23 protein-coding genes and 1 pseudogene are annotated in these 26,051 nt (G+C 71.9%); 13 read left to right on the top strand and 11 right to left on the bottom strand.

Annotated features, from left to right (window positions below; genetic code table 11):
* Window positions 1-22 precede the first annotated feature (22 nt).
* Together OHA55_RS20020 and OHA55_RS20025 are read left to right on the top strand one after the other, a co-directional pair.
* Window positions 23-403: a hypothetical protein gene (locus tag OHA55_RS20020; protein ID WP_266708241.1), complete on the top strand. Its 381-nt coding sequence runs from the start codon at window positions 23-25 to the stop codon at window positions 401-403.
* 3 nt (window positions 404-406) lie between these two features.
* On the top strand, window positions 407-1,474 hold the full coding sequence (locus OHA55_RS20025) for a serine/arginine repetitive matrix protein 2 (protein WP_266708243.1): 1,068 nt from the start codon (window positions 407-409) through the stop codon (window positions 1,472-1,474).
* Window positions 1,475-1,594: 120 nt separating this feature from the next.
* Here OHA55_RS20025 and OHA55_RS20030 read toward each other — a convergent pair whose 3' ends face one another.
* The 3 genes from OHA55_RS20030 to OHA55_RS20040 all read right to left on the bottom strand — a co-directional run bounded on the left by OHA55_RS20030 (window position 1,595) and on the right by OHA55_RS20040 (window position 7,295).
* Complete coding sequence (locus OHA55_RS20030) at window positions 1,595-3,940, bottom strand: M4 family metallopeptidase (protein ID WP_266708245.1); 2,346 nt, start codon at window positions 3,938-3,940, stop codon at window positions 1,595-1,597.
* Between the two features lie 557 nt (window positions 3,941-4,497).
* Complete coding sequence (locus OHA55_RS20035) at window positions 4,498-6,270, bottom strand: M4 family metallopeptidase (protein WP_266708247.1); 1,773 nt, start codon at window positions 6,268-6,270, stop codon at window positions 4,498-4,500.
* 518 nt (window positions 6,271-6,788) lie between these two features.
* Complete coding sequence (locus tag OHA55_RS20040) at window positions 6,789-7,295, bottom strand: carboxymuconolactone decarboxylase family protein (RefSeq protein ID WP_266708249.1); 507 nt, start codon at window positions 7,293-7,295, stop codon at window positions 6,789-6,791.
* 47 nt (window positions 7,296-7,342) lie between these two features.
* Here OHA55_RS20040 and OHA55_RS20045 point away from each other — a divergent pair, with 47 nt between their 5' ends.
* Window positions 7,343-8,743, top strand: coding sequence for a PLP-dependent aminotransferase family protein (locus OHA55_RS20045; protein WP_266708251.1), 1,401 nt, complete (start codon window positions 7,343-7,345; stop codon window positions 8,741-8,743).
* 34 nt (window positions 8,744-8,777) lie between these two features.
* On the opposite strand, the gene OHA55_RS20050 is transcribed toward OHA55_RS20045, so the two are convergent.
* The 3 genes from OHA55_RS20050 to OHA55_RS20060 all read right to left on the bottom strand — a co-directional run bounded on the left by OHA55_RS20050 (window position 8,778) and on the right by OHA55_RS20060 (window position 10,000).
* Window positions 8,778-9,404 carry an SMI1/KNR4 family protein gene (locus tag OHA55_RS20050; protein WP_266708253.1) on the bottom strand — a complete coding sequence of 209 codons (627 nt, stop codon included), beginning with the start codon at window positions 9,402-9,404 and terminating at the stop codon, window positions 8,778-8,780.
* A gap of 135 nt (window positions 9,405-9,539) precedes the next feature.
* Window positions 9,540-9,746 (bottom strand): hypothetical protein, encoded by a 207-nt coding sequence (locus tag OHA55_RS20055; RefSeq protein ID WP_266708255.1) that lies wholly within the window; start codon window positions 9,744-9,746, stop codon window positions 9,540-9,542.
* Window positions 9,743-10,000: a hypothetical protein gene (locus OHA55_RS20060; protein WP_266708257.1), complete on the bottom strand. Its 258-nt coding sequence runs from the start codon at window positions 9,998-10,000 to the stop codon at window positions 9,743-9,745. The genes OHA55_RS20055 and OHA55_RS20060 overlap by 4 nt, the downstream gene beginning before the upstream one ends.
* 58 nt (window positions 10,001-10,058) lie before the next feature.
* Between OHA55_RS20060 and OHA55_RS20065 the strand changes: the two are divergent.
* Window positions 10,059-10,388, top strand: a pseudogene (locus OHA55_RS20065) (Scr1 family TA system antitoxin-like transcriptional regulator); the annotation flags it as partial.
* A complete protein-coding gene (locus OHA55_RS20070) occupies window positions 10,385-10,597 on the top strand; it encodes a DUF397 domain-containing protein (RefSeq protein WP_266708259.1) in 213 nt (70 codons plus the stop codon). The pseudogene OHA55_RS20065 and the gene OHA55_RS20070, both read left to right, overlap by 4 nt.
* Window positions 10,598-10,825: 228 nt before the next feature.
* On the opposite strand, the gene OHA55_RS20075 is transcribed toward OHA55_RS20070, so the two are convergent.
* Window positions 10,826-11,665, bottom strand: coding sequence for an alpha/beta fold hydrolase (locus tag OHA55_RS20075; RefSeq protein ID WP_266708261.1), 840 nt, complete (start codon window positions 11,663-11,665; stop codon window positions 10,826-10,828).
* A gap of 255 nt (window positions 11,666-11,920) precedes the next feature.
* On the opposite strand from OHA55_RS20075, the gene OHA55_RS20080 reads away from it, so the two are divergent.
* Entirely contained in the window at window positions 11,921-12,298 is a 378-nt protein-coding gene (locus OHA55_RS20080; protein WP_266708262.1) for a VOC family protein, read from the top strand.
* A gap of 30 nt (window positions 12,299-12,328) precedes the next feature.
* Here the strand turns inward: OHA55_RS20080 and OHA55_RS20085 are convergent, their stop codons facing one another.
* Window positions 12,329-13,138 carry an alpha/beta fold hydrolase gene (locus OHA55_RS20085; protein ID WP_266708263.1) on the bottom strand — a complete coding sequence of 270 codons (810 nt, stop codon included), beginning with the start codon at window positions 13,136-13,138 and terminating at the stop codon, window positions 12,329-12,331.
* Between the two features lie 63 nt (window positions 13,139-13,201).
* Here OHA55_RS20085 and OHA55_RS20090 point away from each other — a divergent pair, with 63 nt between their 5' ends.
* On the top strand, window positions 13,202-13,582 hold the full coding sequence (locus tag OHA55_RS20090; protein ID WP_266708264.1) for a MerR family transcriptional regulator: 381 nt from the start codon (window positions 13,202-13,204) through the stop codon (window positions 13,580-13,582).
* Window positions 13,583-13,658: 76 nt separating this feature from the next.
* On the opposite strand, the gene OHA55_RS20095 is transcribed toward OHA55_RS20090, so the two are convergent.
* From OHA55_RS20095 to OHA55_RS20105, 3 genes are all read right to left on the bottom strand, one after another.
* Window positions 13,659-14,585, bottom strand: coding sequence for a RimK family alpha-L-glutamate ligase (locus tag OHA55_RS20095; RefSeq protein ID WP_266708266.1), 927 nt, complete (start codon window positions 14,583-14,585; stop codon window positions 13,659-13,661).
* 238 nt (window positions 14,586-14,823) lie between these two features.
* A complete protein-coding gene (locus OHA55_RS20100) occupies window positions 14,824-15,057 on the bottom strand; it encodes a hypothetical protein (protein WP_266708268.1) in 234 nt (77 codons plus the stop codon).
* A gap of 378 nt (window positions 15,058-15,435) precedes the next feature.
* The gene (locus OHA55_RS20105; protein WP_266708270.1) at window positions 15,436-16,917 is read right to left on the bottom strand and encodes a sulfatase-like hydrolase/transferase; all 1,482 of its coding nucleotides are present in this window, start codon (window positions 16,915-16,917) and stop codon (window positions 15,436-15,438) included.
* 491 nt (window positions 16,918-17,408) lie between these two features.
* Here OHA55_RS20105 and OHA55_RS20110 point away from each other — a divergent pair, with 491 nt between their 5' ends.
* The 6 genes from OHA55_RS20110 (at window position 17,409) to OHA55_RS20135 (ending at window position 26,051) form a co-directional block, all read left to right on the top strand.
* The gene (locus OHA55_RS20110; RefSeq protein ID WP_266708272.1) at window positions 17,409-18,743 is read left to right on the top strand and encodes an ABC transporter substrate-binding protein; all 1,335 of its coding nucleotides are present in this window, start codon (window positions 17,409-17,411) and stop codon (window positions 18,741-18,743) included.
* On the top strand, window positions 18,740-19,735 hold the full coding sequence (locus OHA55_RS20115; protein ID WP_266708274.1) for a carbohydrate ABC transporter permease: 996 nt from the start codon (window positions 18,740-18,742) through the stop codon (window positions 19,733-19,735). Before OHA55_RS20110 ends, OHA55_RS20115 begins: the two co-directional genes overlap by 4 nt.
* Before the next feature lie 110 nt (window positions 19,736-19,845).
* Window positions 19,846-20,727 (top strand): carbohydrate ABC transporter permease, encoded by an 882-nt coding sequence (locus tag OHA55_RS20120; RefSeq protein ID WP_266708276.1) that lies wholly within the window; start codon window positions 19,846-19,848, stop codon window positions 20,725-20,727.
* Between the two features lie 17 nt (window positions 20,728-20,744).
* The gene (locus tag OHA55_RS20125; protein ID WP_266708278.1) at window positions 20,745-21,974 is read left to right on the top strand and encodes a substrate-binding domain-containing protein; all 1,230 of its coding nucleotides are present in this window, start codon (window positions 20,745-20,747) and stop codon (window positions 21,972-21,974) included.
* The gene (locus OHA55_RS20130) at window positions 21,971-22,999 is read left to right on the top strand and encodes a Gfo/Idh/MocA family protein (protein WP_266708280.1); all 1,029 of its coding nucleotides are present in this window, start codon (window positions 21,971-21,973) and stop codon (window positions 22,997-22,999) included. The genes OHA55_RS20125 and OHA55_RS20130 overlap by 4 nt, the downstream gene beginning before the upstream one ends.
* Before the next feature lie 148 nt (window positions 23,000-23,147).
* Window positions 23,148-26,051: a polysaccharide lyase family 8 super-sandwich domain-containing protein gene (locus tag OHA55_RS20135; RefSeq protein ID WP_266708282.1), complete on the top strand. Its 2,904-nt coding sequence runs from the start codon at window positions 23,148-23,150 to the stop codon at window positions 26,049-26,051.

Genomic DNA, 26,051 nt, shown 5'->3' on the forward strand with positions numbered 1-26,051 from the left:
AGGACCACCGGAGGGACATGACATGGGAAGCACGGACGGGCAGCAGAAGCCCCGGGCCGGCGTGCACATCGGTTCGGTGACGGGCAGCGCGTTCGCCATCGGCGACCACAACACCGTGACACAGAACGGATTCGCGGCCGACGGTGACGATCCGCAGGCGGAACTGCTGCGTGTCGTAGGTGAGTTGCGCGCCGACCTCGCCCGCTTCGTCGCCACGGACGCCACCGGGGCGCTCGACTCCGAACTCGCCGCCGTGGAAGAGGAGATCGGGACGGAGGGCGCCGCCGCGCCCGGACGGCTGGTCCGTCTGCGGGAGGCCATGGAGGCGGCCGGCGCGTTCGTCGCCACCCTGGCCTCGGGCGTCGCGGTCGGCCATGAGCTCTCGGCCCTGCTGGGAGGCTGACCGATGAAGGGCGGCGGCGCACCGCGCTGGAACGACGAGACGCAGAGGTGGGAGACGGGGGACCACCCCCCGCCCGCCGTACCGCCACCGCTGCCCGCCTCCCCGCCGGTGGCCCCGGCCCCGCCGGTCGCGCCCCCCGGGGCGTACGTACCGCCGCAGCCGCCGGAGGGTCCGGCCGGCGGATACGTCCACGGCCCCGACGGGCGGGGCGGGTTCGCGGTCGGCACCGGCGGGGAGACCGGCGTCGAAGCGGGCGGTGGCGGACTTGTCGGCGGTTTCGTGGGCGGTTTCGTCGGCGAGGTCGAGCCCGGGGACGGCGTACGGGTGGACGGCGTACGGGAGGACGGCGTACGGGAGGACGGCGTCGGCACGGTGTGGCAGCGGATCACCCCGCTGACCGCCGGGCTCACGGTCGGCGTGCTCGCCGCGTGCACGGCCGCGCTCTGGTTCACGCTCGCCAAGGACGACCACCACGCCGCCGCACAGGGGACCTCGGCCTCGGAGTCCGCCTCGGTGGAGGACACGTCCGGTGGGCCGGGCGCGGGCGAGGAGTCCCCCGTCGAACCGATCGGAGAGGGCCCTTCGCCCACGGACGAGGAGACCGACCCGGCGACGGCAGGCCCCGGCTACGCGCGCGTGGACGACGTCGAGGGCGGCTTCACCGTCGTCGTGCCCGAGGAGTGGCAGAACCGCACCGAGGACGACCACGGCGTCTACTACACCTCGGCGGACGGCACCTCGCTGCTCCAGATCTGGCAGGTCACCGGGGTCGGCAGCGCCTTGGACGCGGTCCGCACCGCCTCCGAGTCCCGCAGCGCCAGTCCCGGGTTCCAGGAGATCAGCGTGGAGGAGGTGGATTCCCCGGACGGCGGTGACGCCGCCGAACTGGTCTACGCGTACGACCACGAGGCGACCGGCACCCGGCGCCAGGTGATCGACCGGGTGTTCACCGCGTCGGACGGCAAGCTGTACGCCCTGCTGGTCGCCGCCCCGGACACGGAGTGGCCGCTCCACGAGGAGATCCTCGCCGAGGCGGTCGCTGGCTTCGCACCGCGGGGCCCGGCTCACTGAGCGACCGGCCCACTGAGCGACCGGACGACGAGGATCCCGCCGTTCGCGGGGAACGGCGGGATCTCCGTGGGGCCGGGGCGCCGGCCGGCCCGGCCGGCCCGGCCGGTCAGGGACAGGAGGTCAGAAGGTCAGGCTCCAGCCCTGGAGGTGGCCTCCGGGGATGTCGAACATGCCCGGCGTGGCGTCCTGGACCCGCAAGGTCCACGTACCGTCCGCCCGGAAGGCCGAGGCGTCGACCGTGTACGTCTCGTGGAGCTCGGGGGTGAGTACCCAGGGTCCCCAGGCCTTGACCGGGATGACCGTGCCGTCCGGGGCGATCAGGTCGATCACCTGGGCGTTGCTGAACCCGTGGTCGAGATCGACCGTGACGGCGAGGTCGCTCGGGGCCATGCCCTTCCTCCGCGTGACGACCAGCGGTGACTCGGCGGTGCCCCACTGCGGGATGTCGAAGGCCGTGCGGTTGACGAAGTAGTCCCCGCCGGACCGCAGGACGGTCCAGGTCACCGGAAGCCGCCGGGTGTCCCCCGCCGAGTCCCTGAGGGTGATGGTGGTGCGGTACGTCCCGGTCTTCTTCGGCGTACCGGTGATCAGACCCGTGGTGCGGTCGAGTGAGAGCCCCTTGGGCAGGTGCTCGGCCGTGTACCGCAGCGGCCCCGGGCGGGTGCTGGTCGCCACGATCCGACGGTGTACCGGCTGGCCGAGCGACACCGGTTCGGTGGGCAGTGAGGCCAGGGCGATGTGGTTGACGTAGCGCAGCCCGACGTTGACGGCCGCCCAGGCGTTGGCGACGGCCTCGTAGCTGTCGCTCCCGGAGCCGTAGAGGTCGGCGGCGGCCTGGAGCATGGCGGTCCGGGCCCCCGCGTAGTCGGTGGAGCTGGTCATGTAGACGGTGAGCGCGCGGTAGACGACGTCGGTGGCGGCGGTCAGTCCGATGCCCGCCACCGGCAGGCCGTCGTAGGTGGGGCTGTCGTACGCCACGCCGTTGATGGTCTTCGCTCCGCTGCCCTCCGCGAGCAGGTAGAAGAAGTGGTCCCCCACGCCCGCGAGCATGTGCGGTTCGTCCCGCTTGGCCTCGGGGCTCCAGTAGTCCAGGGGCGCGTACCCGACGGCGCTGATGCCCGCCGCGGAGGGACGGTCCATGTAGCGGATGGGTTTGCCGTCGCCGTGCAGGTCGTCCAGCTCGGCCATCATGTAGTCGGGCACGTCCTGCGGGCTGTCGGCGTAGAACTCGACGGCGGCGGCCATCATGTCGCTGATCGCCTCGTTGAGGGCCGGCGATTCACCGTAGTCGCCCAGGCCCGCCGTGCTGGAGGTGACCCCGTGGGCCATCTCGTGGGCGGCGATGTCCAGCGAGGTCACCGGGTGCCGGCCGTCCCCGCCGTCGCCGTAGCTCATGCAGAAGCAGCCGTCCTGCCAGTTGGCGTTGGCGAGCGATGTTCCCGCCACCGCCTGGTAGTGGACGCGTGAGTAACTGCTGCGGCCGTCGTCGGCTATGCCGTTGCGGCCGAACCGGTCGCGGTAGAAGGACCAGGTCGTCTGCGCACCGTAGGCCGCGTCCACCGCCGCGGTCTGGACGTCCGCCGCGGTCCCGTCGCCCCACACGTCGTCCTCGTCGGTGAGCAGCACCCCCTGGGGACCGGCGGTCGCGTCGAGCGTCCGGTGGCCGCTCACCGGGTCGACCAGGGCGTATGTCCCGTCCTCCTGGCGGGTGCTGCCGATCCGGACCTTCCCGCTGTACATGCTCATGCCGTCGGCGGACTCGACCTGCTCCGCGCTGTCGAGCACGGCGCCGCTCTCCGCGTCGGTGAAGACGTGCAGCTCACTGGGGGACCCGTCCTCCTGCACGCCGGTGACGACGGACTCCCACGCGAGCGTCGGCCTGCCGTTCTGCGCCCAGACGACCAGCCGGGGAGCCCGGCCCGCCACCGGCTTCCCGGTGTCCTCGCCCGCGGCGGCGCTCAGCGCCGACTTCTTCGCCTCGGCCGCGGGGAGTCCCGCCTCGGTCGTCGGTACGGACAGCTTCGCGTCGGTGGCGTACGTGGTGCTCAGCACGCCCGCACGGTCGTGCACCACCAGGTCGCCGCCTAGGACGGGCAGCCCGGCGTACGTCCGCTCGTAGCGGGTGTGGACGGTCCCGTCGGCGTCCTCGACGACGTCCTTCGGCACCAACTTCTCCTGTGCGCCCAGCCGCAGGGCGCGAGCGGTCTCCGACGAGGCGGCGGCCGCCGCGTCGAGCAGCTGTCGGCGCTGCTCGGGGGAGAGGGAGACCGCCTTCGCCTCCGGGCGCTGGCGCGCCTCGATGCGGTGCGGCGCCGTCTCCGCACCGGCCGAGGCCGAGGCCGGTGGCGCGGAGGCCGACAGCGCGGTGGCGGCCAGGGAGGCGGCCACCAGGAACGTGGCGGGCGCGGCGAACCGCGAGCGGCGGGCGCTCCCGCGCGCCGCCGACCGTCTGCTGGAGCTCGTCACTTCTGGGGTTCCTTTCGTTTCCGACCGCGCTTCCTCGGAGGTGCGGGCCGGACGGGGATGCGTACGAGGGGTGCGTACGAGGGGTGGGCGCGAGGGTGTGCGCCCGGGGAGAACAGGAATGGGCGGTTTCCGGCGAGTCCCGGCAATTTCTCGTGTCGTCGCGTTTCTGCGGTGCGGTGCGGTGCGGGGCGGGGCGCGGGGCGCGGGAAAGGGGAATGCGGATTCCCGTGCCGTGCCCCGTGAATCCCTTTGAGGAACCCTTTGGTTTCCCTTGCGCTGCGCATGGGGTTTCCTTGTCGGTTCCTTGTCGATTTCTTGTCGCGGGCAGGTGATTACGCGCGGGCGAAGGTGAATTGCCCGCGCACGGGGGATTTCTCTGCCACCGGCATCACGGAAGCCGGGCCGGCGGCGCTTTCGGGCACGCGCTGTTCCCGCGTCCCCGGGGCGAGGGCCCGGGGACGCGGAGGACGTGCGGTGGATCATGAGGGGGCGGGCGGACCGTCACCGCCCGGAGAGGAAGCCCGCGGCCCGGCAGCAGCCGGCCCGCCCGTTCGTCCTCAGCCGTTGGTCGCGGTGACGTTCACCGCGGCCCACGCCTTGTTCACGGTGGTGTACTCCGTGCTGGTCTGCCCGTACAGGTCGGCCGCGGCCTGCAGGGTCGCCGTGCGGGCGTCGTGGAAGTCGGTGCTGGAGACCATGTACCGGGTCAGCGCCTGGTAGAAGATCGCCACCGCCTTGTCGCGGCCGATACCGGTCACGGTCGACCCGTCGTACGTCGCCGAGCTGTACGAGACGCCGCCGATGGTCTTGCTCCCGCTGCCCTCCGCCAGCAGGTAGAAGGCGTGGGAGGAGACACCGGACCCCGCGTGGACCTCCGTGCTGGGGGCCTTGGTGCTCCAGTAGTCGACCGTGCCCTCCAGCTTGTCCAGCGACGGGTGATCGAGTCTCCGCAGGAACCCCTGCGCGAGGCCCAGCTGCTCGCCCATCAGGTAGTTCGGGGCGTGCGTGGAGTTGTTCGTGGTGAACTCGACGGCGCTGCCGAAGATGTCGGCCAGCGACTCGTTCAGCGAACCCGCCTCGCCGATCTGGTTGCCGGCCGAGTCGTAGTCGGTCTCCAGGCCGGCCGTGGACGACACCACGCCGTGGGTCAGCTCGTGCCCGGTGACGTCCAGCTGGGTCAGCGGCTTGGTGAAGGTCGAGCCGTCGCCGTCGCCGTAGACCATGCACCAGCAGCCGTCGCTCCAGCCGGCGTTGCCGTAGTTGCGCGCGTAGTGGACGACGCCGTGCGGGCCGACGCCGTCGTTCTTGATGCCGCTGCGGGCGAAGGTGTTCTTGTAGAAGTCGAAGGTCGAGGTCAGCCCGTACTGGGCGTCCACACCAGCGGTGTTGGTGTCGGAGGTGGTGCCACTGCCCCACTTGTCGTCCGTGTCGGTCATGGCGCTGGAGCTGGTGAAGACGCTCGCCTCCGACAGGGACTTGTTCTTGGCGTTCTTGACCTGGGCGCCGCCGCGGGTGGTGTCGGTGAGGGTGTACGAGGACGCCGCGGTCTGCGTGGTGTTCAGGGTCACCGTGCCGTCGTACATCGACGCTCCGGTGCCCACCGCCGGGGCGGGGTAGGCGGCGGCGAGCCGCGGGGCCGCCGACGCGGCCGTGGACGCGGTCGGGGACGGTGTGGCGCGCTCGCCCAGGGCCTTGAGCTTGCTCTCCAGCTTCGGCGAGATGAACTCGTCCAGGGTCGCCGCGTCGCTCACCACGCCGCCGGTCACCGCGTCGAGCAGGACCGCGCGGGAGGCCACCGCGTCCGCCCCCACGGACACCCCCACCTGGTAGGCGAGGATGCTCGTGCCCCGATGGAACCGCACCACCAGCCGGGGCGCCGCGGCCGAGCCGTTCGGCACCACCGAGGCGGCCTTGGCGCGGGCCTGCCGCGTGGTGACCTTCGCCGTCACCGCCGGCACCGAGACCGGCTTGTCCGCCGCGCGGGTCACGCCGAGGTACCCGGAGTTGCTGCTGAGGTGGACAACGATGTCCGCACCGACGACGGGAAGGCCCCGGAAGGTCTGAGAGAAGCGCACGTGCCGCAGGCCGCTCCGGTCGGTCATGACGTCCGTGGCGACCAGTCCGCTCAGCCCGGTCAGACCGGTCTCGGCGGCGTGCGCGAAGGCCGCCGAGTTCGCGGCGCTCACGATCGCGGCCTGGGCGGGAAGTGCCTGGGCGTGCGATCCGCTCGGCGCGGGGGCGGCCAGGGCGGCGGTGCCCGTGATCGAGGCGGAGGCCACTGTGGTCAGCGTCAGTGCGATGGCAAGCCTGGATATGAGAGGAGAACGCATCTGGGGGGCTCGTCCTTCCGGAACTCAACTCGTCGGCCCTTCGCCGGAAATGGCGAGGACTGGCGAGAGCATGTCACGGCGGGTGTTACGAACGGATGCGCTCCGAGTTAACGACGCTTTTCCGCGGGCTCCTGGAGGGCGATGACATTTCTCTCTGTTTCGGGGCCCGTTGAATGCGGGTAGCGAATTCCGAATAGGGTGCTGGCGGTCAATTCGACGCCGAAATAGTGGTGTTGCTCCCGGATTGGGTGAGTGGGGGGAGGCGGCCGGGGGGTGCGGACGCGGGTCCGGTACGGGTGGGTCCGAAACGGGGTGGGTGCGGGGTGGGCACGGCGTCGGTGGGTCCGGAACGGGGCGGGTGCGGGGTGGGCACGGCGTGGGTGGGTCCGGAACGGGGTGGGCGCGGGGTGGGCACGGCGTGGGTGGGTCCGGCGCGGCTGGGCGCGGAAACGCCCCGCGGGCCGCAGCCCGCGGGGCGTCTCGGAGGGTCGCCGCGGTGCGGCAGGACCGGAGAGGTGTCAGTGCGCGCCCGGGGTGTAGTGGCCCGGGACCATGCGGGTGCTCACGGCGAAGCGGTTCCAGCCGTTGATCACGTTGATCGCGGCGACCAGGTGGGCCAGCTCGGTCCCGTCGAAGTGCTTGGCCGCCTTCTCCCAGACCTCGTCCGGCACGAACCCGTCGGTCACGACGGTGATCGCCTCGGTCAGCTCGATCGCCGCGATCTCCTTCTCCGTGTAGAAGTGCTTCGACTCCTCCCACGCGCTGAGCTGCACGATCCGCTGGACGGTCTCGCCCTGGGCGAGGGCGTCCTTGGTGTGCATGTCCAGGCAGAACGCGCAGTGGTTGAGCTGCGAGGAGCGGATCTTCACCAGCTCGCCGATGACCGGGTCGAGCCCCTTACGGGCCGCCGCGTCCAGCCGGACCATGGCCTTGTAGACGTCGGGCGCGAGCTCCGCCCAGTTGAGGCGCGGGGTGTGCTCGGGAACGAACTCGGACGTGGCGTGGGTGTGGCTCTGTGTCGTCATGCCCACCACGCTACGGCTCGGGTGGCACCGGGCTATGGTCCATTTCCATGACGGATTCCTGGGCCACTTTCGGCGCCGACCTGCACATCGAACCGCACGCCGGGGGCCTGCGCGACGGGCTCATGGAGGCGCTCCGGGAGGCCGTACGCACGGGGAGGCTGACCCCGGGCGCCCGGCTGCCCTCCTCCCGGGCGCTCGCCGCGGATCTGGGGGTCGCGCGGAACACGGTGGCCGACGCGTACGCGGAACTGGTCGCCGAGGGGTGGCTCACCGCCCGCCAGGGCTCCGGGACCCGTGTCGCACGGCGGGCGGAGCCGCGCGGCGGGACTCCGGCCGCCCGCAGGACCCTGCCGGCCCGCCGCCTGCCCACGTACAGCCTGATGCCGGGCCAGCCGGACTTGGCCTCCTTCCCGCGTGCCGCCTGGCTCCGGGCGTCCCGCCGCGCGCTCACCGACGCACCCAACGAGGCCTTCGGGTACGGAGATCCGCGCGGGCGCGTCGAACTGCGCACCGCCCTCGCGGAGTACCTGGGCCGGGCGCGCGGGGTGTACACCGACCCGGAACGGGTGGTGATCTGCTCGGGCTTCATCCACGGACTGCGCCTGGTGGCCGCGGTGCTGAGGAAGCGGCGGGTGCGCGAGGTCGCCGTGGAGTCGTACGGACTCGACTTCCACCGGGGTGTCCTCGCCGACGCCGGGCTGCGGACCCCCTGCCTTCCGCTCGATCAACGAGGCGCTCGTACCGACGAGTTGGCGGCAAGGGGCGGGGTCGGTGCGGTGCTGATGACCCCCGCCCACCAGTTCCCGACCGGTGTCCCGCTCGACCCGGACCGGCGGGCGACGGCCGTCGACTGGGCGCGTGCGACGGGCGGGCTGATCGTCGAGGACGACTACGACGGCGAGTTCCGCTACGACCGCCAGCCCGTCGGCAGCCTTCAAGGACTCGACCCCGACCGGGTCGTGTACATCGGCACGGCGAGCAAGTCCCTCGCCCCGGGACTGCGGTTGGGCTGGATGGTCCCGCCCGCCGGCATGGTCCAGGAACTCGCCGACGCCAAGGGCTTCTCCGACTGGACGACCGGTGCACTGGAACAGCTGGTCCTCGCGGAGTTCATCGCCTCGGGCGCGTACGACCGCCATGTGCGCGCGATGCGGCTCCGCTACCGCCGCCGCCGCGACCAGCTCGTCGCCGCTCTCGCCGAACGCGCACCCGGCATCAGGGTCAGCGGCATCGCGGCCGGGCTGCACGCCGTCCTCGAACTCCCCGAAGGAACCGAACGCTCGGTGATCTCCGCCGCCGCGTTCCAGGGCCTGGCACTGGAGGGCCTCTCCTACTTCCGCCACCCGGACGCCCCACGGGAGAGCGACGCGCTGGTCATCAGCTACGGCTCACCGCCCGACAGCGCCTGGAAGGGGACCCTGGACGCCCTGTGCCGGGTGCTGCCGTGAGGCGGCACCGGCCTCCGGCCGGGGCGGCTCGGCCTCACCAGCCGAGCAGGTCCATGGACGCGCGCTCGGTCCACTCACCGAACGACACCGGCCGGCCGTCCAGGTTCAGCGGAAGGATCAGATCGCAGGAGGCCCGGCCGTCGAACCACAGCGAGCCCCGGAGCGGACCGGTGACCACGAGCAGCGTCGAGAAGCCGCAGCCGTTGTCCTGGACGAACACCGCCCCGGCCGTCTTGTGCTCCTGGAACACCTCGTACTCGGCGTCCCACCGCGCCCACGCGGCCCGGTGGGCGCCGGGGTCCGGGTAGTCCTCCGGCGCGGGTTCACGCGCGTCCAGCTCGTCCTCACGGGCGCGGTAGGAGTCGGGATGCGGGAAGTCCTCGCCGAGCAGAGCGTAGTTGGTGCCGTGATCCCCGTCCCAGCCCCAGCCCGCGGCGGTGCGCCGCAGCCGGTTCACCACGCCCCCGGCGGTCCTCCGGAGCAGGTACTCCCGGTACTCCCGCGGAAACGTGATCCCCAACTCCGCCTCTGCCGAAAGCACTTCCGCCTCCGTGAGCGGCGGGGGAGCGGTGTCCGGCCCTGCCGGGGGCGGACCGCCCGGCTCATGGTGCCGGTGCCCCCGGGCCAAGCGCTCGGCCTCCGCCACCCAGTCGGTCGTCACGCGGACGAGGATAGGCGCCGCCTGCGGGGTGGGGCCGTGCGGCCCGCCGGCTGGGGGTGCGACACGGAAACCGGGAGCCGGCTTCGTACCCGGCCGAGGTACGGAAAGAGGGCGCCCGGGCCCATGCCATTGCTCTCAGCCGGAGCGGAAGCGGGCCGCACGCTCCGGATGTTCCGCCTTGTCGTGGCGCCTGCGTAGGACGCGCCAGTCCGTCGCCAGGCTCAGGTCGCCCGTCGACTCGGCGTCTTCCTCTGCCCAGTCGAAATCCAGGCAGACGGAACAGCTGGGGGAACCGGACGGGGTCGCTGTATCGGCGGGGTCGGCTTGGGGCTCCTCGTTCACAGCACATCACCCCGACTCCGCGCGTTGCACCGTGCGTTCTCGGCGCGTAGCCGCTCTATGGGGGTTGCGGGGCGGGTGTGTTCGGGCGCCACTTCCCACTCGGTCCCGCCGCCGATGGGGCGTATGGCCCAGTACGGGCCGGCCACCCCTCTGAACTCGCCGACACGACAGCCCTGGGTGGTGTCCACCATGGGTGTACCGGGTGCCGGAACCGGACGTCCTGATCCGTTCGGAAGGATGTTCTCCTCGGGCATCACCGCTCCTCTCCGTAGTGAATCGACTACTGGATGGCCTCAGCGTCGCCTAGCGTCGAGTTGTCTCCGGCGGCCCGTCGGAGGTAGCGGCATCATGGATCGCCAACTGTCACACCTGATCGAGTTCGCGGAGCAGCCGCACACCGTACTTCAGTTGGCTCCGTACGCCATGGGGGAGCGCCGCCCGTTCAATCGTCTCGTGAACCTCCTGACCATGCCCGACCGCTCGATCATGTCCTACGTCGAGTCGCAGACCCATGGTCACTTGGACAGGGAGATCGCTTCCGTCCTTCCGCTGGTGAGGGCCTACCATTTGCTGCAGGCCGAGGCGCTCTCTCAGGCGGCATCCGTGGCCATGATCAACGAGGCGCGAAAGGGCACCCCGTGAAGACCGACGCTCCTCTCCACTGGATCAAGTCCTCCTACAGCGGCAGCGGCGGTTCTTGTGTCGAATGGGCCCCGGCGCACGCGTTCGCCGTCGGCATGGTCCCTGTGCGGGACTCCAAGAATCGAAGTGGCCCGGTTCTGAACTTCTCCGCAGTTGCGTTCGCCGCGTTCGTGGGCTGCGTCAAAGAGGAAGAGTTCGGCTCTCACTGAGCGCCCTGCCGCGGCCTGCGCGGGCACTCCGAAGGACCGGGAGAGCCGTACGTGAACGCGGCCCAAGCCGCCCATCCCGCGTACGAGGAGAGTCTGAACCGGCTGCGTTCCATGGGGGTCCTGGTCGGCGACTACGTACCGCACCAGCCCAAGGCGGTCGGCGGGCGGGACGCGTACGACTGGACCCAGGTCCTCGATCGTTCCGGCGGACGGGCACGGCACCGGTCCTCACGCCTCCGAGGTGAACCCGGCGGTGAGACGGGCCGCGAGCTGCCCGGGTGCGTCCTCCTGGAGAAGATGGCCCGCGCCCTCGATCCAGTGCAGTTCGGCGTGCGGGATGCGCTCGTGCAGCCATCGCGCGTACTCCGGGGGAAGGATGTGGTCCTCGCGTCCCCACAGGAGCCGCACCGGAAGGGAGATCCCGCCCAGGAGGTGCTCGTACCCGGCGGTGTCCGCCTGCCTGATCTGGCTGTACTGGCGGTAGAAGGCGGCCTGCCCCGCCGCCCCGCGCCACGGTGCGAGGAACGCGTCGAGGACTCCCGGGCGGAAGCCGACATGCGTGGCGTGCCGCAGGTGGGCGGCGACCAGCGCCTCGTGCGCGTACGGGGGGAGCTGCCGGAACACCTCCGTGTGCTCCAGGAAGAGCCGGAACAGCCCTCGCTCCCAGTCGCCGCCGCTCACGGCGTCGAAGAGGGTCAGGTCCCGGTAGATCCGCCCCTCCAGCAGCAGCGTCCGCAGGGCCACGGCGCCGCCGATGTCGTGCGCGACGACGCTGGGGGAGGACAGCTCCCAGTGGTCGAGGAGCCCCGCGAAATTCCGCGCGTGGGCGGCGAGGCTCAGGTCCTGTCCCTCGCGCTGCTCCGACAGGCCGAAGCCGAGATGGTCGAAGACGAAGACCGGGCGGTCACGGGCGAGCGCCGGCGCGATGTCCCGCCAGAGGTAGGAGGAGTACGGCGTGCCGTGCACCAGCACGACAGGATCGCGGTCGTGGGACCCCTCACCGGCCAGGCGGCTCCAGCGGATCACCCCGCCGGGCGTCTCGAATTCCTGCTCCAGTTCCCATGTCACCGTGGGCCTCCTCCTGTCCGGCATGACCAGCACCTTTGTCAGGCACTCCCCGGTAATCCCGGAGAACGACCGTCTGCCCCGGGACCGCGACGACATCACCCTCCCGTGGCGCTCGGGGGCTCCTGCGGCAGGTCCGGAGGACGGGCCGGCGGCGTTGAAGGGGCGGCGGGCCCGGGCGCCCCGTTCACCGAACCACCCTCACTCCGGGCCCACTTGTTCACCGCGAACGGCCGTGCCACGTCCTACGATGACCCGATGCTGAAGTTCACCGATGTCATCCTCGACTGCCCCGATCCCTGGAAGCTGGCCGAGTTCTACGCCAAGGTGCTGGACTGGGAGATCAACACCGAGAGCAGCCAGGAAGGGTGGGTCAACCTGCGCAACGACGGGATCGAGCTGTCGTTCCAGCGGGCGGAGAACTACCAGCCGCCCAGCTGGCCGGGCCAGGAGCATCCGCAGCAGTTCCACCTCGACTTCGAAGTGGACGAGTTCGAGCCCGAGCACCAGCGGGTGACCGAGCTCGGCGCGACCTTCCTGAAGAGCTTCGTCGGCGAGTCCGGCTACGGCTGGCAGGTCTACACCGACCCGGCCGGACACCCGTTCTGCCTCTGCCGCAACCGCCCCCAGCCCTGACCGCTCCCCGGCCCCGACCGCACTCCGGCCTCATCGCGTTCCTGGGCCGACCGTGCCCAGGAACGCGCGGACGTGCCGGAGCCACGTCGCCCGGTCCGGCCCGCTCAGGACATGGGCGGCGCCGGGCAGCTCGACGAGTTCGGCGCCCGCGATCCCAGCCGCCAGGCGCCGCGAACCGTCGGGCAGGACGAGCCTGTCCCCGGTCGGTACCACCACGAGTACGGGCACGGACAGGCCGGCCAGGTCCGCCCGGACGTCGACCCGGGACACCAGGTCGAAGTGGTCCACCGTCCCCGCCGGCATGGCGGCCAGGGTCTGGGACACGAGGGTGTCCAGGGCGGCGGGTTCGATCTCCGCCAGATCCTTCGCGGTCATGCAGCTCAGGCAGGCGAGCCGGGCCACCTCCTCCCACCGGCCGTCGGCCGCGAGGGACTTGATGAGCCGGGCCGCCAGGGCCAGCACCGGGTCCGCGACGGGGAAACCGGCGGTGAGGACGAGCGCCCGGACGCGTCCGGGATGACGGGCAGCGGCCCGGACCGCCACCGCGCAGCCCAACGACTCACCGACCAGGACGAACGACTCCTCTCCCGCCGACACGGCCGAAGCGACCAACTGATCCGCCAGTTCGTCCAGTTCCAAGGGCTTCTCGTCAGCCGGAGTGTTACCGGCGCCCGGGTAATGGGGGCCGATCAGGGTGTGGTCACGGGCGAGGTCGTCGAGTACGAGGCCGAAGTTGCCGTGGATGCCGCCTCCGGCGCCGTGGGCGAGCAGCAGTGCGGGGCCGCTGCCCCGTACGAGGACGTCGAGACGGGGTTCGGGAAGCGCTTCTCGGGTGGTCATACGGGCGACGCTAAACTCTGACATCAGTGTCGGAGTCAAGTCGTTGATCCGGAGGCGGACCACATGCGCATGAAGGACATGGTCAGGCGCACCGGAGTCCACGAGCGGCTGTTGCGCTACTACGAGCAGCAGGGGCTGCTGGCCCCGGACCGGCTGCCGAGCGGTTACCGGGTCTACGCCGAAGCCGATGTGGAGACGGTGCGCCGCATCCGGACCCTGCTGGCGGCGGGGCTCACGACCTCCCTGATCGCCCAGGTACTGCCCTGCGTCGACGCCGACTCCGAGCACATCGTGCCCATGTGCCCGGAACTGGTCGGCCGGCTGCGGCGGGAACACGAGAGGATCGGGCGATCCGTCGAGGAATTGCAGGCGTCGCGCGCACTGCTCGGTGCCGTCATCGCCGGTGCGCCGGCCGTCGCCCGCCCGCACCCCGTCGCCGGCTGACCGGCCTCAGCCGCCTCCGGGCACGGGACGGCTGACCGGCCTCAGCCGCCTCCGGGCACGGGACGGCTGACCGGCCTCAGCCTTCCCACGACGTGAGGCGGCGTTCGACGCAGGCGGTGATGGCCGGGACGACCGCCGTCATCTGCGGGCGCCAGCCGGGTACGGCGTTGACCTCGCAGACCGTGAAGGTGTCCTCGGAGGCGAAGAGGAGATCCACCCCGGCGATGGCGAGGCCCATCGCTCCGGCCGCCCGCACGGCCAGCGCCTCCGCCTCCGGGTACTCGCCCGGGCAGACGGTGGCGGAGCCGCCCTGGCCGATGTTCGAGGTGAGGCCGCCGTTGCGGGAGGTGCGGACGGCGGCGCCCACGGTCTCGCCGTCGACCACGAGCAGGCGCAGGTCCCGGCCGTGCGAGTGGGAGACGTACTCCTGGAAGAGGTGCGGAGTCTCCTGCGCGAGGGCGCCCGCGATCCCGCGCAGCAGATGGGTGTCGGGGGCGAGGAAGACCTGCTTGCCCTTGTGGCCGGTGACCGACTTGACCACGCACGGGGTGTCGAGGCCGTCGGTGCGCACCACCCCCTCCAGGGGCGCGGTCCCGTACGAGAGGGTGTCGGGCACCGGCAGCCCGGCCAGGGCCAGTTCCTGCATCTGCCAGACCTTGTTGCGGCAGACCAGGTGCGCCGCGAGCGGGTTGAGGAGGGTGGCGCCCATGCGCTCCAGGTGCCGCAGCAGGGTGACCTCGCGGTCGTGGTGCATGGAGCCCGGGGTCTGGCGTACGAGGACGACCTTCGGCGCGGGCACCTCGGCGCCGCCCAGGGTCCGCAGGAACAGCCGGCCTCCGCTGACGCCGAACACGAACTCGTTGGTGTGCCAGACGGCGAACCTCGGTCCGTGCAGCGCCGCGAGGGCGTCGGCCAGCCTGTGGGTCGCGCCCTGCAAGGGGACCGGGAGCGCCCTTACCAGCAGCCATACGTCCGTGGGGGGCAGTAACTCCGCACGCGCCATGGTTCGTTCGCCTCTCCGCCTCGCTGCCAGGACCGACGGAAAGATAGCGCGGGAGGGGTGAATTCCTGGAGGAAACGGGGATGGTGCATCCCAAAGAGACGTCCATGGCCGGGGTCGCGGGGAACGATTTCCGCTCGTTCGTCGAGGGGCTCACCGCGAGCGGCGCGTAGCGTACGCGAACCGTCCGGCGCGATGCGAGGGGCGCGGGCCCATGGGGGTGGGCCCGTGCCCTCGTGCGTCACAGCCGTTCGCCCCGGCTCCGCGCGTTGCACCGCGCGTTCTCGGCCCGAAGGCGTTCGGCGGGATCCGCGAACCGGACCTGCTCCGGATCGGCCTGCCACTCGGCCCCTCCGGCCACCGGCCGCAGCTGCCAGAAGGCGCCCGAGACGCTCCGGAACTCGCCGATCACTCCGGGGCGTGACGCGTCCACCACCAGCGCCCCGACGGCGGGTTCGCTTCTCTTGGCGTTCACTCTTCTCGTCCTCTCCGCACCCTGGTGGTGCTCTTCGGGACACCTGGTGGGTGTCCCGGCACCCCTAGAGTGAGGCAGAAACGGGCCGGTTGGTATGGAAACCGGAGCCGACCTGCGCAGGGGTCGTCCGGGTGCGTGGGTCCGGGGCCTACCGGCGTCGTCGCGGCACCCGCTCGGGAGGCCCGGACCGCCGGTCGGGAGCGGGGGGATGAAAACCGGGAGGCAGGTTGACGGGGGTGCCGTGGGGCCGCGCGGACCCGCGACGAGGGCCCCGCGCGCACGGCGGAGGACGCATGCGTCACACCCGCCACCACCGCCTCAGGGGTCGCCGCTCAGGTGGCGCTGACGGCGGGAGGTGCCGCCTCGGGAGGTGCCGCCTCAGGAGGTGCTGCCTCGGGCGGCGCCGTCCGGAGCAGGCTCGAAGGCCGTCGGCAGCGAGCCGGGGGTGACCGGGGTCCGCTGGCCCGAGCCGGTGACCGGTAGCCGGGCGCCGTCCTGGGCGGGGTCGACGTACCGTGCGAACCAGGCGTCCAGGCGGGCGGCGAGGGCGATGCGCTCCTCGGCGCGGGACGGGTCGCCGGCGAGGTTCCGCTCCTCGCCCGGGTCGGCGACCAGGTCGTAGAACTCGTGCGGTCCGTGCGGGTAGCGGTGGACGTACTTGCGGTCCCGGGTGCGGATCATGCGGACCGGGCCGTACTCGTCGTAGACGACGACCCGTTCACGGTCGGCACCGGCCGCGGTCTCCCCGCCCGCGGGGTCTGCGGAACCGTCCTCCGTGCCCGCCAGGATGTCCGCGAAGGAGCGGCCCGGGAGGGCGGGGTCGTGGTGGTGGTCGATGCCGAGGTGTTCCACGAGCGTCGGCAGTACGTCGTACTGGGAGAGCAGCGCCTCGCTGTGCCGGCCCGCCGGGATGCGGCCGGGCTGGGACATGAGGCAGGGGACGAGCACCGAGCTGTCGTACATGTTCTGCGGGAAGGTGCCGTTGCCCTTGCCCCAGATGCCGTGGTGTCCGGCGTTGAAGCCGTTGTCGCTGGTGAATATCACCAGGGTGGATTCGGTGAGGCCGAGCGCGTCGAGCCGGTCGAGCACCCTGCCGATGGCGGCGTCCATCGCGGTGGTGGCGGCGAAATAGCCAATCAATGCCTCGCGGGTGTCGCTCTCGCCGCCGACCGGAGCGCCGTTCTCGTCGACGGGCTGCCAGGGGTGCGCGGGGCCCTGCGGGCAGCTGTCGAAGGCGCAGTCCTCGTACAACTCCGTGTACTCGGACGGGTGCTGGCCCTTCCACGGTTTGTGCGGGGCGGTGAAGTGCAGGGAGAGATGGAAGGGCTCCGGGCGGTCGGACTCGGCGGTGAGGAACTCCCGCGCGTCGTCGGCGAGCGCGTCGGTGAGGTACGACGGCTCCTCGGTGCGGACGCCGTCGCGGTAGAGCGGCGCGCCGTAGTACGGGCCGCCGCCGCTCTCGTGGGCGTACCAGTGCACGAACCCCTTGCGGGGGCGGTCGTTGGCGCCCAGGTGCCACTTGCCGCTGAGGCCGAGGCGGTAGCCGGCGTCGGCGAAGACATCGGTGAAGAGGGTCCGGCCGGACAGGAAGTCGATGCCCGTCCGGCCCGCGTGATGGTACGAGAGCCAGTCGTGCACCCCGTGCTGGGACGGCAGTTCGCCGGTGAAGAGTGAGGCGCGGGCCGGTGAGCAGACCGGGGAGGTGCAGAAGAAGCGACTGAAACGGACCCCGCGGTCCGCGAGCGCGTCCAGGTGCGGGGTGCGGATCTCGTCGTTGCCCGCGCAGCCCATGGCCCACGGCCCCTGGTCGTCCGAGAGGATCAGCAGGACGTTGGGGCGGTACGGGTCACGACTGGCCATGGGGAGTCCTCCTCGGGCGAACCGAACGGGAGTGGGGTGGGCCGCCCTGGAGCCGGGCGGTCCGTCGGGGGAGTGGGGCGGGCCGCGGGAGTCGGGCGGACCGCCCGGGAGCGGAACCGGCGGTGGAACCCGGCCGTCCGGTCGCTCCCGCCGTCCGGTCGCTCCCGCCGTCCGGGCGCCGGGGGTGGGTGCCTCGCCGGGGTGGGAGTCCCGCCGGGCTGTGCAGAGCGTGGGCTCTGATGGCCGGATAAGTCAACTGTTTCAGGCGCATGAATTGCTGATGTCTTTGGGTCCGGTTCGACTCCTGCTTCCCTGCTCGTCACCCGCAATCACCTGCTATTCAGCCGTTCTTGGAGAGGGGCAGGCGCGGATCCCGTGAAATTCATAGGTGATTCATTCGCTCTGTAAGCGATTGACCGCTCTATGAATGGCTGGAAATCATTGGGCCACTTCGCCAGCCCCGCCTCAGACCCCCGTCTCCGAGGAGAGCCATGCCCACCGACCGATCCGCGCGCCTCTCGCGCCGCACCGTTCTCGTCGTCGCCCTGGCGGCGACCCTCGGCCTCACGGCATCCGCCTGTTCGTCCGGCGCCTCCTCGGCCGGCGGGGGCGGCGACTCGTTCACCTACTGGTCGATGTGGAAGCAGAACGAACCGCAGGCCAAGGTGGTCCAGGCGGCGATCGACACGTTCACCAAGGACACCGGCATCAAGGTCAGCGTCCAGTGGAAGGGCCGGCAGGTCGTCCAGCAGCTGGCGCCGACCCTGAACACCTCCAACGTCCCCGCCGACCTGGTCGACTCCGCGGACCGCTTCGCCTACGCGCAGCTCCAGGCCACCGGCCAGGCGCTCGACCTCACCTCGGTGCTCGACCAGGAGATACCCGGCGAGAGCGGCAACACCGTCGGCAGCGTCGTACCGGCCGCCTACCGCGACCTGAGCACGGAGAAGGGCGCCCTCTGGCAGATCCCCTACGAGGTGCTGACCACCCAGGTCTGGTACGACGGCAAGGCCCTGCCCGACGTGGCCGCCGAGCCGCCGGCCACCTGGGACGAGTTCACCGCCCTGCTCGCGGACCGGAAGAAGGCGCGCGGCGACGGACCCCTCGCGCTGGACTCCGACATCGCGGACTACTCCGCCTACTGGACCTACTACGCCGTCCTGCGCGCCCTCGGCCCCGGCGCCTTCGGCAAGGCCGCCGCCGACCCGACCGGGAAGGCCTTCGAGGCGCCGGAGTTCGTCGCCGCCCTGAAGCGGGTCCAGAACCTGGTCAAGGCCGGCGACTTCACCAGCGGCTACGACGGCTCCAAGTGGCCCGCGGTGCAGCAGAAATGGGCCAAGGGCAAGTCCGACTTCCTGCTGCTGGGCACCTTCGCGCCCAGCGAGACGTCGGAGTTCGCCTCGCCCGGCTTCAGCTACCGCTCGTTCCCCGTGCCGGCCGTGAACACGGACGGCGGGAAGCAGGCGCAGGACATCTCGCTCATCGGCTTCTCCATCCCGAAGAAGGCGAAGAACACCACCGCCGCCAGTAAGTTCATCGCCTACTTCCTCGCCAAGCAGCAGCTCTCCGGCATCTCCACCGAGGCCAAGAACATCACCCCGCGCGCGGACATCCCCGCCCCGGCCGAACTCGCCGACGCGCAGAAGGCCCTGACCTCCGGCACGCCCGTGAAGACGCTCGACGGGGTGAAGGAGACCGCCGCCGAGTGGTACACCAAGGTCTTCCAGCCGCTCAACACCAGCTTCATCACGGGCAAGCTGAGCGCCGAGTCGTTCGCCGGAAAGCTCAAGTCCGGCACCGCGGACTACTGGAAGAACGCCTCATGACGGCCACCGGCCTGGCAGTGGCCGAGACGACGGCCCCCGGCGCGACCGGTGGAACGCGCACCGGGAAGAAGCCGCCCGCCGCCCGCACGGCAGCCCCCCGCCCCAGCCCGCTCGCCGCCCGGCGTCGCAAGCTCTTCTGGCCTCTCCTCGCGCCGGCCGTCCTCGTCTACGTCGTCTTCTTCGCCGGTCCGTCGCTCTACACGGTGTGGCTCAGCTTCAACAAGTGGGGCGGCGCCGGCCCCATGAGCTTCGTCGGGATCGACAACTACCGCCGCCTGCTCGACGATCCGACCTTCCAGCAGTCCTTCACCAACACCCTGTGGATCATTCTGGGCGTCGGCGGACTGACCTTCCTGGTCTCCTTCGGGCTGACGATGGTGCTGCGGGACATGAAGGGCCGCAAGGCCGCCCGTTCCATCCTCTTCTTCCCCAACATCGTGCCCAGCGTGGTCCTGTCGATCCTCTGGGGCTTCCTCTTCCAGCACGACGGACTCGCCGACGCGCTCGTGGGCGCGCTGGGCATGGAGCACCCGCCGAACTGGCTCGGCCAGAGCAATATCTTTCGGGTCATCATGGTCGGCCTGGTCTGGACGTCCACCGGCTTCTACACCACCATCCTGATGGCCGCCGTGGACCAGATCCCGCCGGAACTGTACGAGGACTGCGAGCTGGCCGGCGCCAACGCGCTGCAGAAGTTCCGCCATGTGACCCTGCCCCTGATGTGGGAGGTCGTCGGGGTCTGCGCGGTGCTGTGGACCATCAGCGCCGTCAAGGTCTTCGAGTTCATCTACGCCTTCGCCGGTGCGGCCGGACAGATGCCCGACGCCGGGGTGTGGAACACCGCGCTCTACACCTACGGGGAGGCCTTCGCCTCCGGTGGCGTGCCCCGCTACGGCTCCGCCGCGGCGAGCGCCGTCGTGATGGTGACCCTGGTCGGCGTGCTCGTCGTCCTGATCCGCCGCGTCATGCGGCGGGACACCGTGCAGTTCTGACCGCACCACGCCCGATCCGCCGGAGCGCGACGCCCACCGGGGCGCCCCGCGCGCCCCCGGAACACCCCGAGAAGCCCGCGCACAGACCCACCACAGGAGGCCCCGCCGCCATGGCCGTCACCACGTCCGGTCGTCCCCCCGGCCGCCTCGCCCGCACGAGGAGCCGGCTCACCACCACCCAGGTCCTCGGCGTCCCGCTGGTCTGGATCGTCGCCGGCTTCAACATCCTCACCGGGCTGTGGCTGCTGCTCTCCTCGCTGAAGAGCGGCGACGAGATCTTCAGCTCGCCGTGGCATCTGCCGGGTGCCCTGCACTGGGACAACTACTCCCGGGCCTGGAGCGAGGGGAACTTCGGGGTGGCGGCGGTCAACACCGTCGTCGTGGTGGGCGGCACCGCCGTGATCACCCTCGTGTTCGCCGCACCCGCCGCCTACGTCCTCAGCCGGGTCACCACCCGGTTCAACGGCGGCTTCGTCCTCTTCTTCGCCCTCGGCCTCGGCATCCCGGCCCAGGTCGTGATGCTGCCGCTCTTCGTCGTCATGAACAAACTGCTCCTCGTGGACAGCCTGTTCGGTCTGATCGTGGTCTACGTGGCGACCTCGCTGCCCTTCGCCGTCTTCTTCCTCACCGGCTTCTTCTCGACCCTGCCGGTCGAGCTGGAGGAGGCCGCCGCGCTGGACGGGGCATCCGCCTTCCGTACGTTCTGGCAGGTCATGCTGCCGCTGGCGCGCGGCGGCCTGGTCACCGTGCTGATCCTCAACGTCATCCAGCACTGGGGGGAGACCGTGTTCGCCCTCGTCTTCATCCAGAACACCGACCACCAGACGCTCTCCCTGGCGCTCCTCGGGTTCCTCCAGCAGATGCAGTACAACGGCGCAGACTGGGGCGGCCTGTTCGCGGGCGTGGCCGTGGTCGTGCTCCCGGTCCTCGCCTGCTACGTATGGCTGGGCCGCCGGATCATCGAAGGCATGACCGTCGGCTCCGTCAAGTGATCTGCGAGGGAGACGACATGGCCGACAACATGCCCGCCGACGGGGCCCGCGAGACGCCCGGCCCCAGGGTCGTCGCGGCAGGACCCAAGGATCTCAAGTTCCGGCTGCTCGCGCAGGAGTTGCGACAGCAGGTGCGCGACGGGATCTGGCCGGTCGGTGGTCGGCTGCCCACCGAGAAGCAACTCGCCCTCGGCAGCGGCTCGTCGGTCTCCACCGTACGGCGCGCGGTGGACGAACTGATCGCCGAGGGGCTCGTCGTACGGAGACAGGGCTCGGGCACCTTCGTGCTGGCACCCGACGCACCCCGCGCCGCCCGCGCGCTCATCGGCGTACTCGTCCCCGACACCACCTTCTACTACCCGCAGGTCCTCCAGGGCATCGAGGAGGGGCTCTCCGCCGCCGGCGCCCGCCTGCTGCTCACCTGCTCCGGTTACGACCAGGAGCGCGAGGCCAGGGACGTGGCCGACCTGCTCGACGGGGGCGCGGACGGGCTGCTGCTCGTCCCCACCTTCAACGGCCCCGACCACCGGGCGGGTTACCTGGAGCGGATCGCCGCCCTGCCGGTCCCGGTCGTCCTGATCGAGCGGCGCGGCACCTCGCTCGGCGACACCAGTGAGTACGTCTGCACCCACCACGAGGCCGGCGCCTACGACGCCGTACGGCACCTCGCCGGGCTCGGCCACCGCTCCATCGGCCTGGTGCTGCGCGCCCCCGCCCCGACCGCCCCGCCACTGATCGAGGGCTACCGCCAGGCGGCGGCCGAACTCGGCTGCCGTACGACGGAGTTCGAGGCGACCCGGCAGGAGTGGAGCCCGGCCACCGCGGACCGCGCCCTCGCCGCGCTCCGGGCGGGCGGCGCCACCGCCGCCGTCTGCTTCGGCGACCGGCAGGCCGCACTCCTGGAGGGCGCAGCCCGCCGGGCCGGGCTCACCGTCCCCGACGACCTCGCCCTCGTCGCCTACGACGACGAGATCGCCGACCTCGCCGACATCCCGCTCACCGCGGTGGCACCCCCCAAGCACCTGCTGGGCCGTACCGCCGCCGAGACACTGCTGCGGCGGCTGCGCGAACCCGGATCGGCCCGCCACCGCATCCTGCTGCGCCCCAGCATCACCATCCGCCAGTCCTGCGGAGCCAGGCCGCCCGCCGGACCGGGAGCGCCCACCACGGTCGTACCCACCGCGGCCCCCGGCCCGGCGAAGACCCCCTCCACCCCCTCACCCAAGCAACGGGAGATCACCTCGTGACGGACATACGGCTCGGTCTGATCGGCGCCGGAGCGGTCGGCGTCCTGCACGCACAGGCCGCCGGGACCACCTCCGGGGTGCGCGTCACCGCCGTCTGCGACCTCGTGGAAGCGACCGCGCGCGGGGTCGCCGAGCCCCTGGGCGCCGCCGTTTTCGCCGACCACCGCGCGCTGATCGCCTCCGGCACCGTCGACGCCGTCGTGGTCAACACCCCGCACGCCCTGCACACCGCGATCGTGACCGACAGCGCGGCGGCCGGTCTGCACGTCCTGGTCGAGAAGCCGATGGCCACCAACTCCGCCGAGTGCACGGTCATGGAACGGGCTTGCGCGGACGCCGGAGTGGTGCTCTTCGTGGGGCACATCCAGCACTTCCTGCCGCCGATGGTGGCGGCCCGCGCGGCGCTCGACGCGGACGCCATCGGCGAACTCCTCGCCGTCAGCGACTGGCGCTCCACCGACTACCGCCCGGGCAGCCGCCCCGACTGGTTCTTCGACCCGGCCGTCTCCGGTGGCGGCGTCTTCGTCAACATCGGTACGCACTGTGTGGACCGGCTCGTCTGGCTGGCCGGCCGCCGGGTCCGCGCGGTCAGCGCCAACGCCGTGCACCGGGCCGGTGCGCTCCCCGGCATCGAGACCGACATGATGGCCCGGCTGGAACTGGAAGGCGGCCTCGTCGGGCACATCGGGGTCACCAGCACCGGGCTGCCCTCCCGCGACGAGCTGATGCTGATCGGCGAGCGCGGCGCGATCCGGGTGGCGCGCGGCTCCGGCGCAACCCTGCACACCGAGCACGTGCCCGGCGCCACCCCCACCGTGCTCGCCGCCGAGTCCCCCCAGGACGTGCCCCGGGCCTTCGCCGCGCAGCTCGCCGCGTTCGGATCGGCGGTACGCGGCGAGCGCGCGCCGGCCGTCACCGCGGACCACGGGCGGCACGTCATCGAGGTCATCGAGGCGGTCTACCGCTCCAGCGCCACCGGCGCCCGCGTCGAAACCCCGGCCCCGGTCGGCGCCCCCGCCGCCTGACCCGCCCGCCCCCGTAGCCGTACCACCAGCACCGCCGGCACGGAAAGAGCAGCACCAGCACCACCGGCACGGAAAGAGCCGCACCAGCACCACCGGAACGGACAGCATCACCGCACTTGTGGAAGCTCCGCCCCCCGAGGAGGATTCAGTGCACGAGATCACCGCTACACCGTTCGGCCGCCGCGGCTTCATGTCCGCGCTGGCGCTGGCCGTGGCCGGCGCGACGGGCGGCCTGCAGCTGCTGCCCGGCGCCACCCCGGCGGCCGCCGACGGCGACGCCTTCGACGTACTGCGCGAGGCGTGGGCGGCCCAGCTGACCGGCGGTGACATCGATGCCACCGACGCCGACTACGCCCCCGCGCTCGCCGTCCTGTCGGCCACCGCGACCGACCTGTGGAACACCATGGCGCCGGACGCGGCGGCCGGCTCCCTCTGGCCCGGCAAACCGCTCACCGTCCCCGCCAACATCACCGCCGGCTACAAGGCCCTCGCCTCGCTCGCCACCGCGTACGCCACCGAGGGCACCACCGCCGCCGACGGCAGCGGGCGCGCCCTGTACGGCTCCGCGGAGCTCGGCGCCGACATCGTGGCGGGGCTCGACTTCCTGCACGCCCAGGCGTACCACGCCGGCGCCGTGGAGAACGGCAACTGGTGGGAGTGGGAGATCGGCTGCCCCATCGCCCTGAACAACGCCGCGATCCTCGTACACCCCCTGCTCACCGAGGTCCAGCTCGCCGACTGGGCGGCGGCCGTCGACCACTTCGTGCCCGACCCCACCAAGAACCGGTACGGCGCCGACCGCACCACCTCCACCGGCGCCAACCGCGTCGACCTCTGCCAGGTCGTCGCCCTGCGCGGCGTCCTCGGCCGCAGCGACGAGCGCCTCGCCGCGGCCGTCGCCGGCCTCTCCGACGTGTTCCCGTACGTCACCTCGGACGACGGGCTCTACGCCGACGGCTCCTTCGTCCAGCACTCGTACATCCCCTACACCGGCACGTACGGAATGGTCCTGCTGCGCGGGCTCACCAACCTCTTCCAGCTGCTGCACGGCTCCGAGCACGAGATCACCGACCCCGCCGCCGCGCACATCCACACCTCGGTGGACACCGCCTTCGCGCCGTGGATCTGGAACGGCCTCTGCATGGACGCGGTCCGGGGCCGGGCCGTCAGCCGGGCCACCGAGACCGACTTCAACGACGGCAACCTCACCGCCCAGGCGGTGCTGCGTGCCGCGCTCTCCGCGCCCACCGCCGAACAGGCCACCCGGTTCCAGGGCCTGGCGAAGGGCTGGATCACCCGGGGCGACGCGTACGCCCCCTACAGCGCCGGCGCCGGCATCGCGGGGGTCGCCCTCGCCGCCCCGGTCCTCGACGACCAGAGCCTGAAGGCCCTCCCCGAACCGGTCGGGCACGTGCAGTTCCCGAACATGGACCGGGCCGTGCACCGGGGCAAGGGCTGGGCGCTCGCCCTCGCCCTCTCCTCCGCGCGCATCGCCCGGTACGAGTCGATGAACGGTGAGAACCTGCACGGCTGGCACACCGGCGACGGCATGGCCTACCTCTACCTCGCGGGCGACCCCGGTCACTTCACCGACGACTTCTGGCCCACCGCCGACCCCAAGCGGATGCCCGGCACCACCACGGACGGCCTCGCCCTCGCCGACGCGGCCGGTACGGGCACCCGCCCCGCCGCCACCTGGGCGGGCGGCGCGAGCCTCGGCGGTACGTATGGCAGCGTCGGCCTCGACTTCCGCCCGTACGGCTCCACCCTCACCGCGAAGAAGTCCTGGTTCTGCCTGGACGACTCCGTCGTCTGCCTCGGCGCGGGCATCACCGGCGGCAGCGGCGCCGAGGTCGTCACCACCGTCGAGCAGCGCAACCTCGGCGCCCCGGGCGCCCGCACCGCCCCGAAGCTGACCGTCGACGGCACCGCCCTGCCCTCCACCGCGGGCTGGTCCGACACCCTCGACGTCACCGGCTGGGCGCACCTGGCGGGGGTCGGCGGCTACCTCTTCCCCGGCGGCGCCACCGTCCGGGCCTCCCGCACCGACCGCACCGGCTCCTGGCACGACATCAACACGGGAGGCACCACCACCGCCACCACCCGGCGCTACCTCACCCTCGGCCTCTCCCACGGCACCGCCCCCGCGGGCGACGCGTACGCCTACGTCCTGCTGCCCGGCGCCACCGCCTCCCGTACGGCGGCCCGTGCCGCCAAGCCCACCGTGGAGATCCTGGCCAACACCCCGGCCGTGCAGGCGGTCCGGGAGAACTGCTCCGGAGTCGTCGCCGCCAACTTCTTCGCGGCCGGCACGGCGGCGGGCATCACGGCCGGTGCCCCCTGCTCGGTGATCCTGCGCCGTACCCGGAACACCCTGACCGTGGCGGTCTCCGACCCCACGCACACCGCGACCTCGGTCACCGTGCGCCTCGTCCACACGGGTACCGCGGTGAGCGCCGACCCCCGGATCACCGTCGACACCGCCTCGCCCACCCTCGCCTTCACCGTGAACACCGCGGGCGCCGCCGGAGCCACCGCCGAGGCCGTCTTCACCGTCACCGGAGCGGCCCTCGCCCCCGTCGCGGACGGCTACGTCCGGGACGGGGCGTACGCCTCCACCTCCTACGCCGGCGCCACCACCCTCGTGGTGAAGAACGCCTCCGGCAGCGGCTTCACCCGCCAGTCCTACCTCGCCTTCGACACCTCGGGACTCACCGGCCGGATCACCTCCGCCACCCTCTCCGTCCACGGCTTCGTCTCCGACTCCGGCGGAACCGACGCCGTGGTCACCGCGTACGGGGTCGCCGACACCGCCTGGACGGAACCCGCCCTCACCTGGAACACCCGCCCCGCCCTCGGCCCCGCCCGCGCGGACGCCGCGGCCACCGCCGTACCGTCCTGGCTCGCCTTCGACGTCACCGCCCAGGTCGCGGCAGCCTCCCCGGGCCCGGTCTCCCTCGCCCTGGCCCAGTCCGCACCCGGACTCGCCGTGGTCCTCAACTCCCGCGAGAACAAGGCGTTCCCGCCCGTGCTGACGGTGAAGTTGGGCTGA

Origin of the sequence: Streptomyces sp. NBC_00102, from assembly GCF_026343115.1 — a bacterium.
Classification (GTDB): Bacteria; Actinomycetota; Actinomycetes; order Streptomycetales; family Streptomycetaceae; genus Streptomyces.

What these genes read in the sequence shown, in the direction of transcription:
- OHA55_RS20020 (WP_266708241.1), top strand. Translation starts at nt 23, where the DNA reads ATGGGAAGCACGGACGGGCAGCAGAAGCCCCGGGCCGGCGTGCACATC.
- OHA55_RS20025 (WP_266708243.1), top strand. Translation starts at nt 407, where the DNA reads ATGAAGGGCGGCGGCGCACCGCGCTGGAACGACGAGACGCAGAGGTGG.
- OHA55_RS20035 (WP_266708247.1), bottom strand. Translation starts at nt 6,270, where the DNA reads ATGCGTTCTCCTCTCATATCCAGGCTTGCCATCGCACTGACGCTGACC.
- OHA55_RS20040 (WP_266708249.1), bottom strand. Translation starts at nt 7,295, where the DNA reads ATGACGACACAGAGCCACACCCACGCCACGTCCGAGTTCGTTCCCGAG.
- OHA55_RS20045 (WP_266708251.1), top strand. Translation starts at nt 7,343, where the DNA reads ATGACGGATTCCTGGGCCACTTTCGGCGCCGACCTGCACATCGAACCG.
- OHA55_RS20060 (WP_266708257.1), bottom strand. Translation starts at nt 10,000, where the DNA reads ATGCCCGAGGAGAACATCCTTCCGAACGGATCAGGACGTCCGGTTCCG.
- OHA55_RS20080 (WP_266708262.1), top strand. Translation starts at nt 11,921, where the DNA reads ATGCTGAAGTTCACCGATGTCATCCTCGACTGCCCCGATCCCTGGAAG.
- OHA55_RS20085 (WP_266708263.1), bottom strand. Translation starts at nt 13,138, where the DNA reads ATGACCACCCGAGAAGCGCTTCCCGAACCCCGTCTCGACGTCCTCGTA.
- OHA55_RS20090 (WP_266708264.1), top strand. Translation starts at nt 13,202, where the DNA reads ATGCGCATGAAGGACATGGTCAGGCGCACCGGAGTCCACGAGCGGCTG.
- OHA55_RS20095 (WP_266708266.1), bottom strand. Translation starts at nt 14,585, where the DNA reads ATGGCGCGTGCGGAGTTACTGCCCCCCACGGACGTATGGCTGCTGGTA.
- OHA55_RS20105 (WP_266708270.1), bottom strand. Translation starts at nt 16,917, where the DNA reads ATGGCCAGTCGTGACCCGTACCGCCCCAACGTCCTGCTGATCCTCTCG.
- OHA55_RS20110 (WP_266708272.1), top strand. Translation starts at nt 17,409, where the DNA reads ATGCCCACCGACCGATCCGCGCGCCTCTCGCGCCGCACCGTTCTCGTC.
- OHA55_RS20115 (WP_266708274.1), top strand. Translation starts at nt 18,740, where the DNA reads ATGACGGCCACCGGCCTGGCAGTGGCCGAGACGACGGCCCCCGGCGCG.
- OHA55_RS20120 (WP_266708276.1), top strand. Translation starts at nt 19,846, where the DNA reads ATGGCCGTCACCACGTCCGGTCGTCCCCCCGGCCGCCTCGCCCGCACG.
- OHA55_RS20125 (WP_266708278.1), top strand. Translation starts at nt 20,745, where the DNA reads ATGGCCGACAACATGCCCGCCGACGGGGCCCGCGAGACGCCCGGCCCC.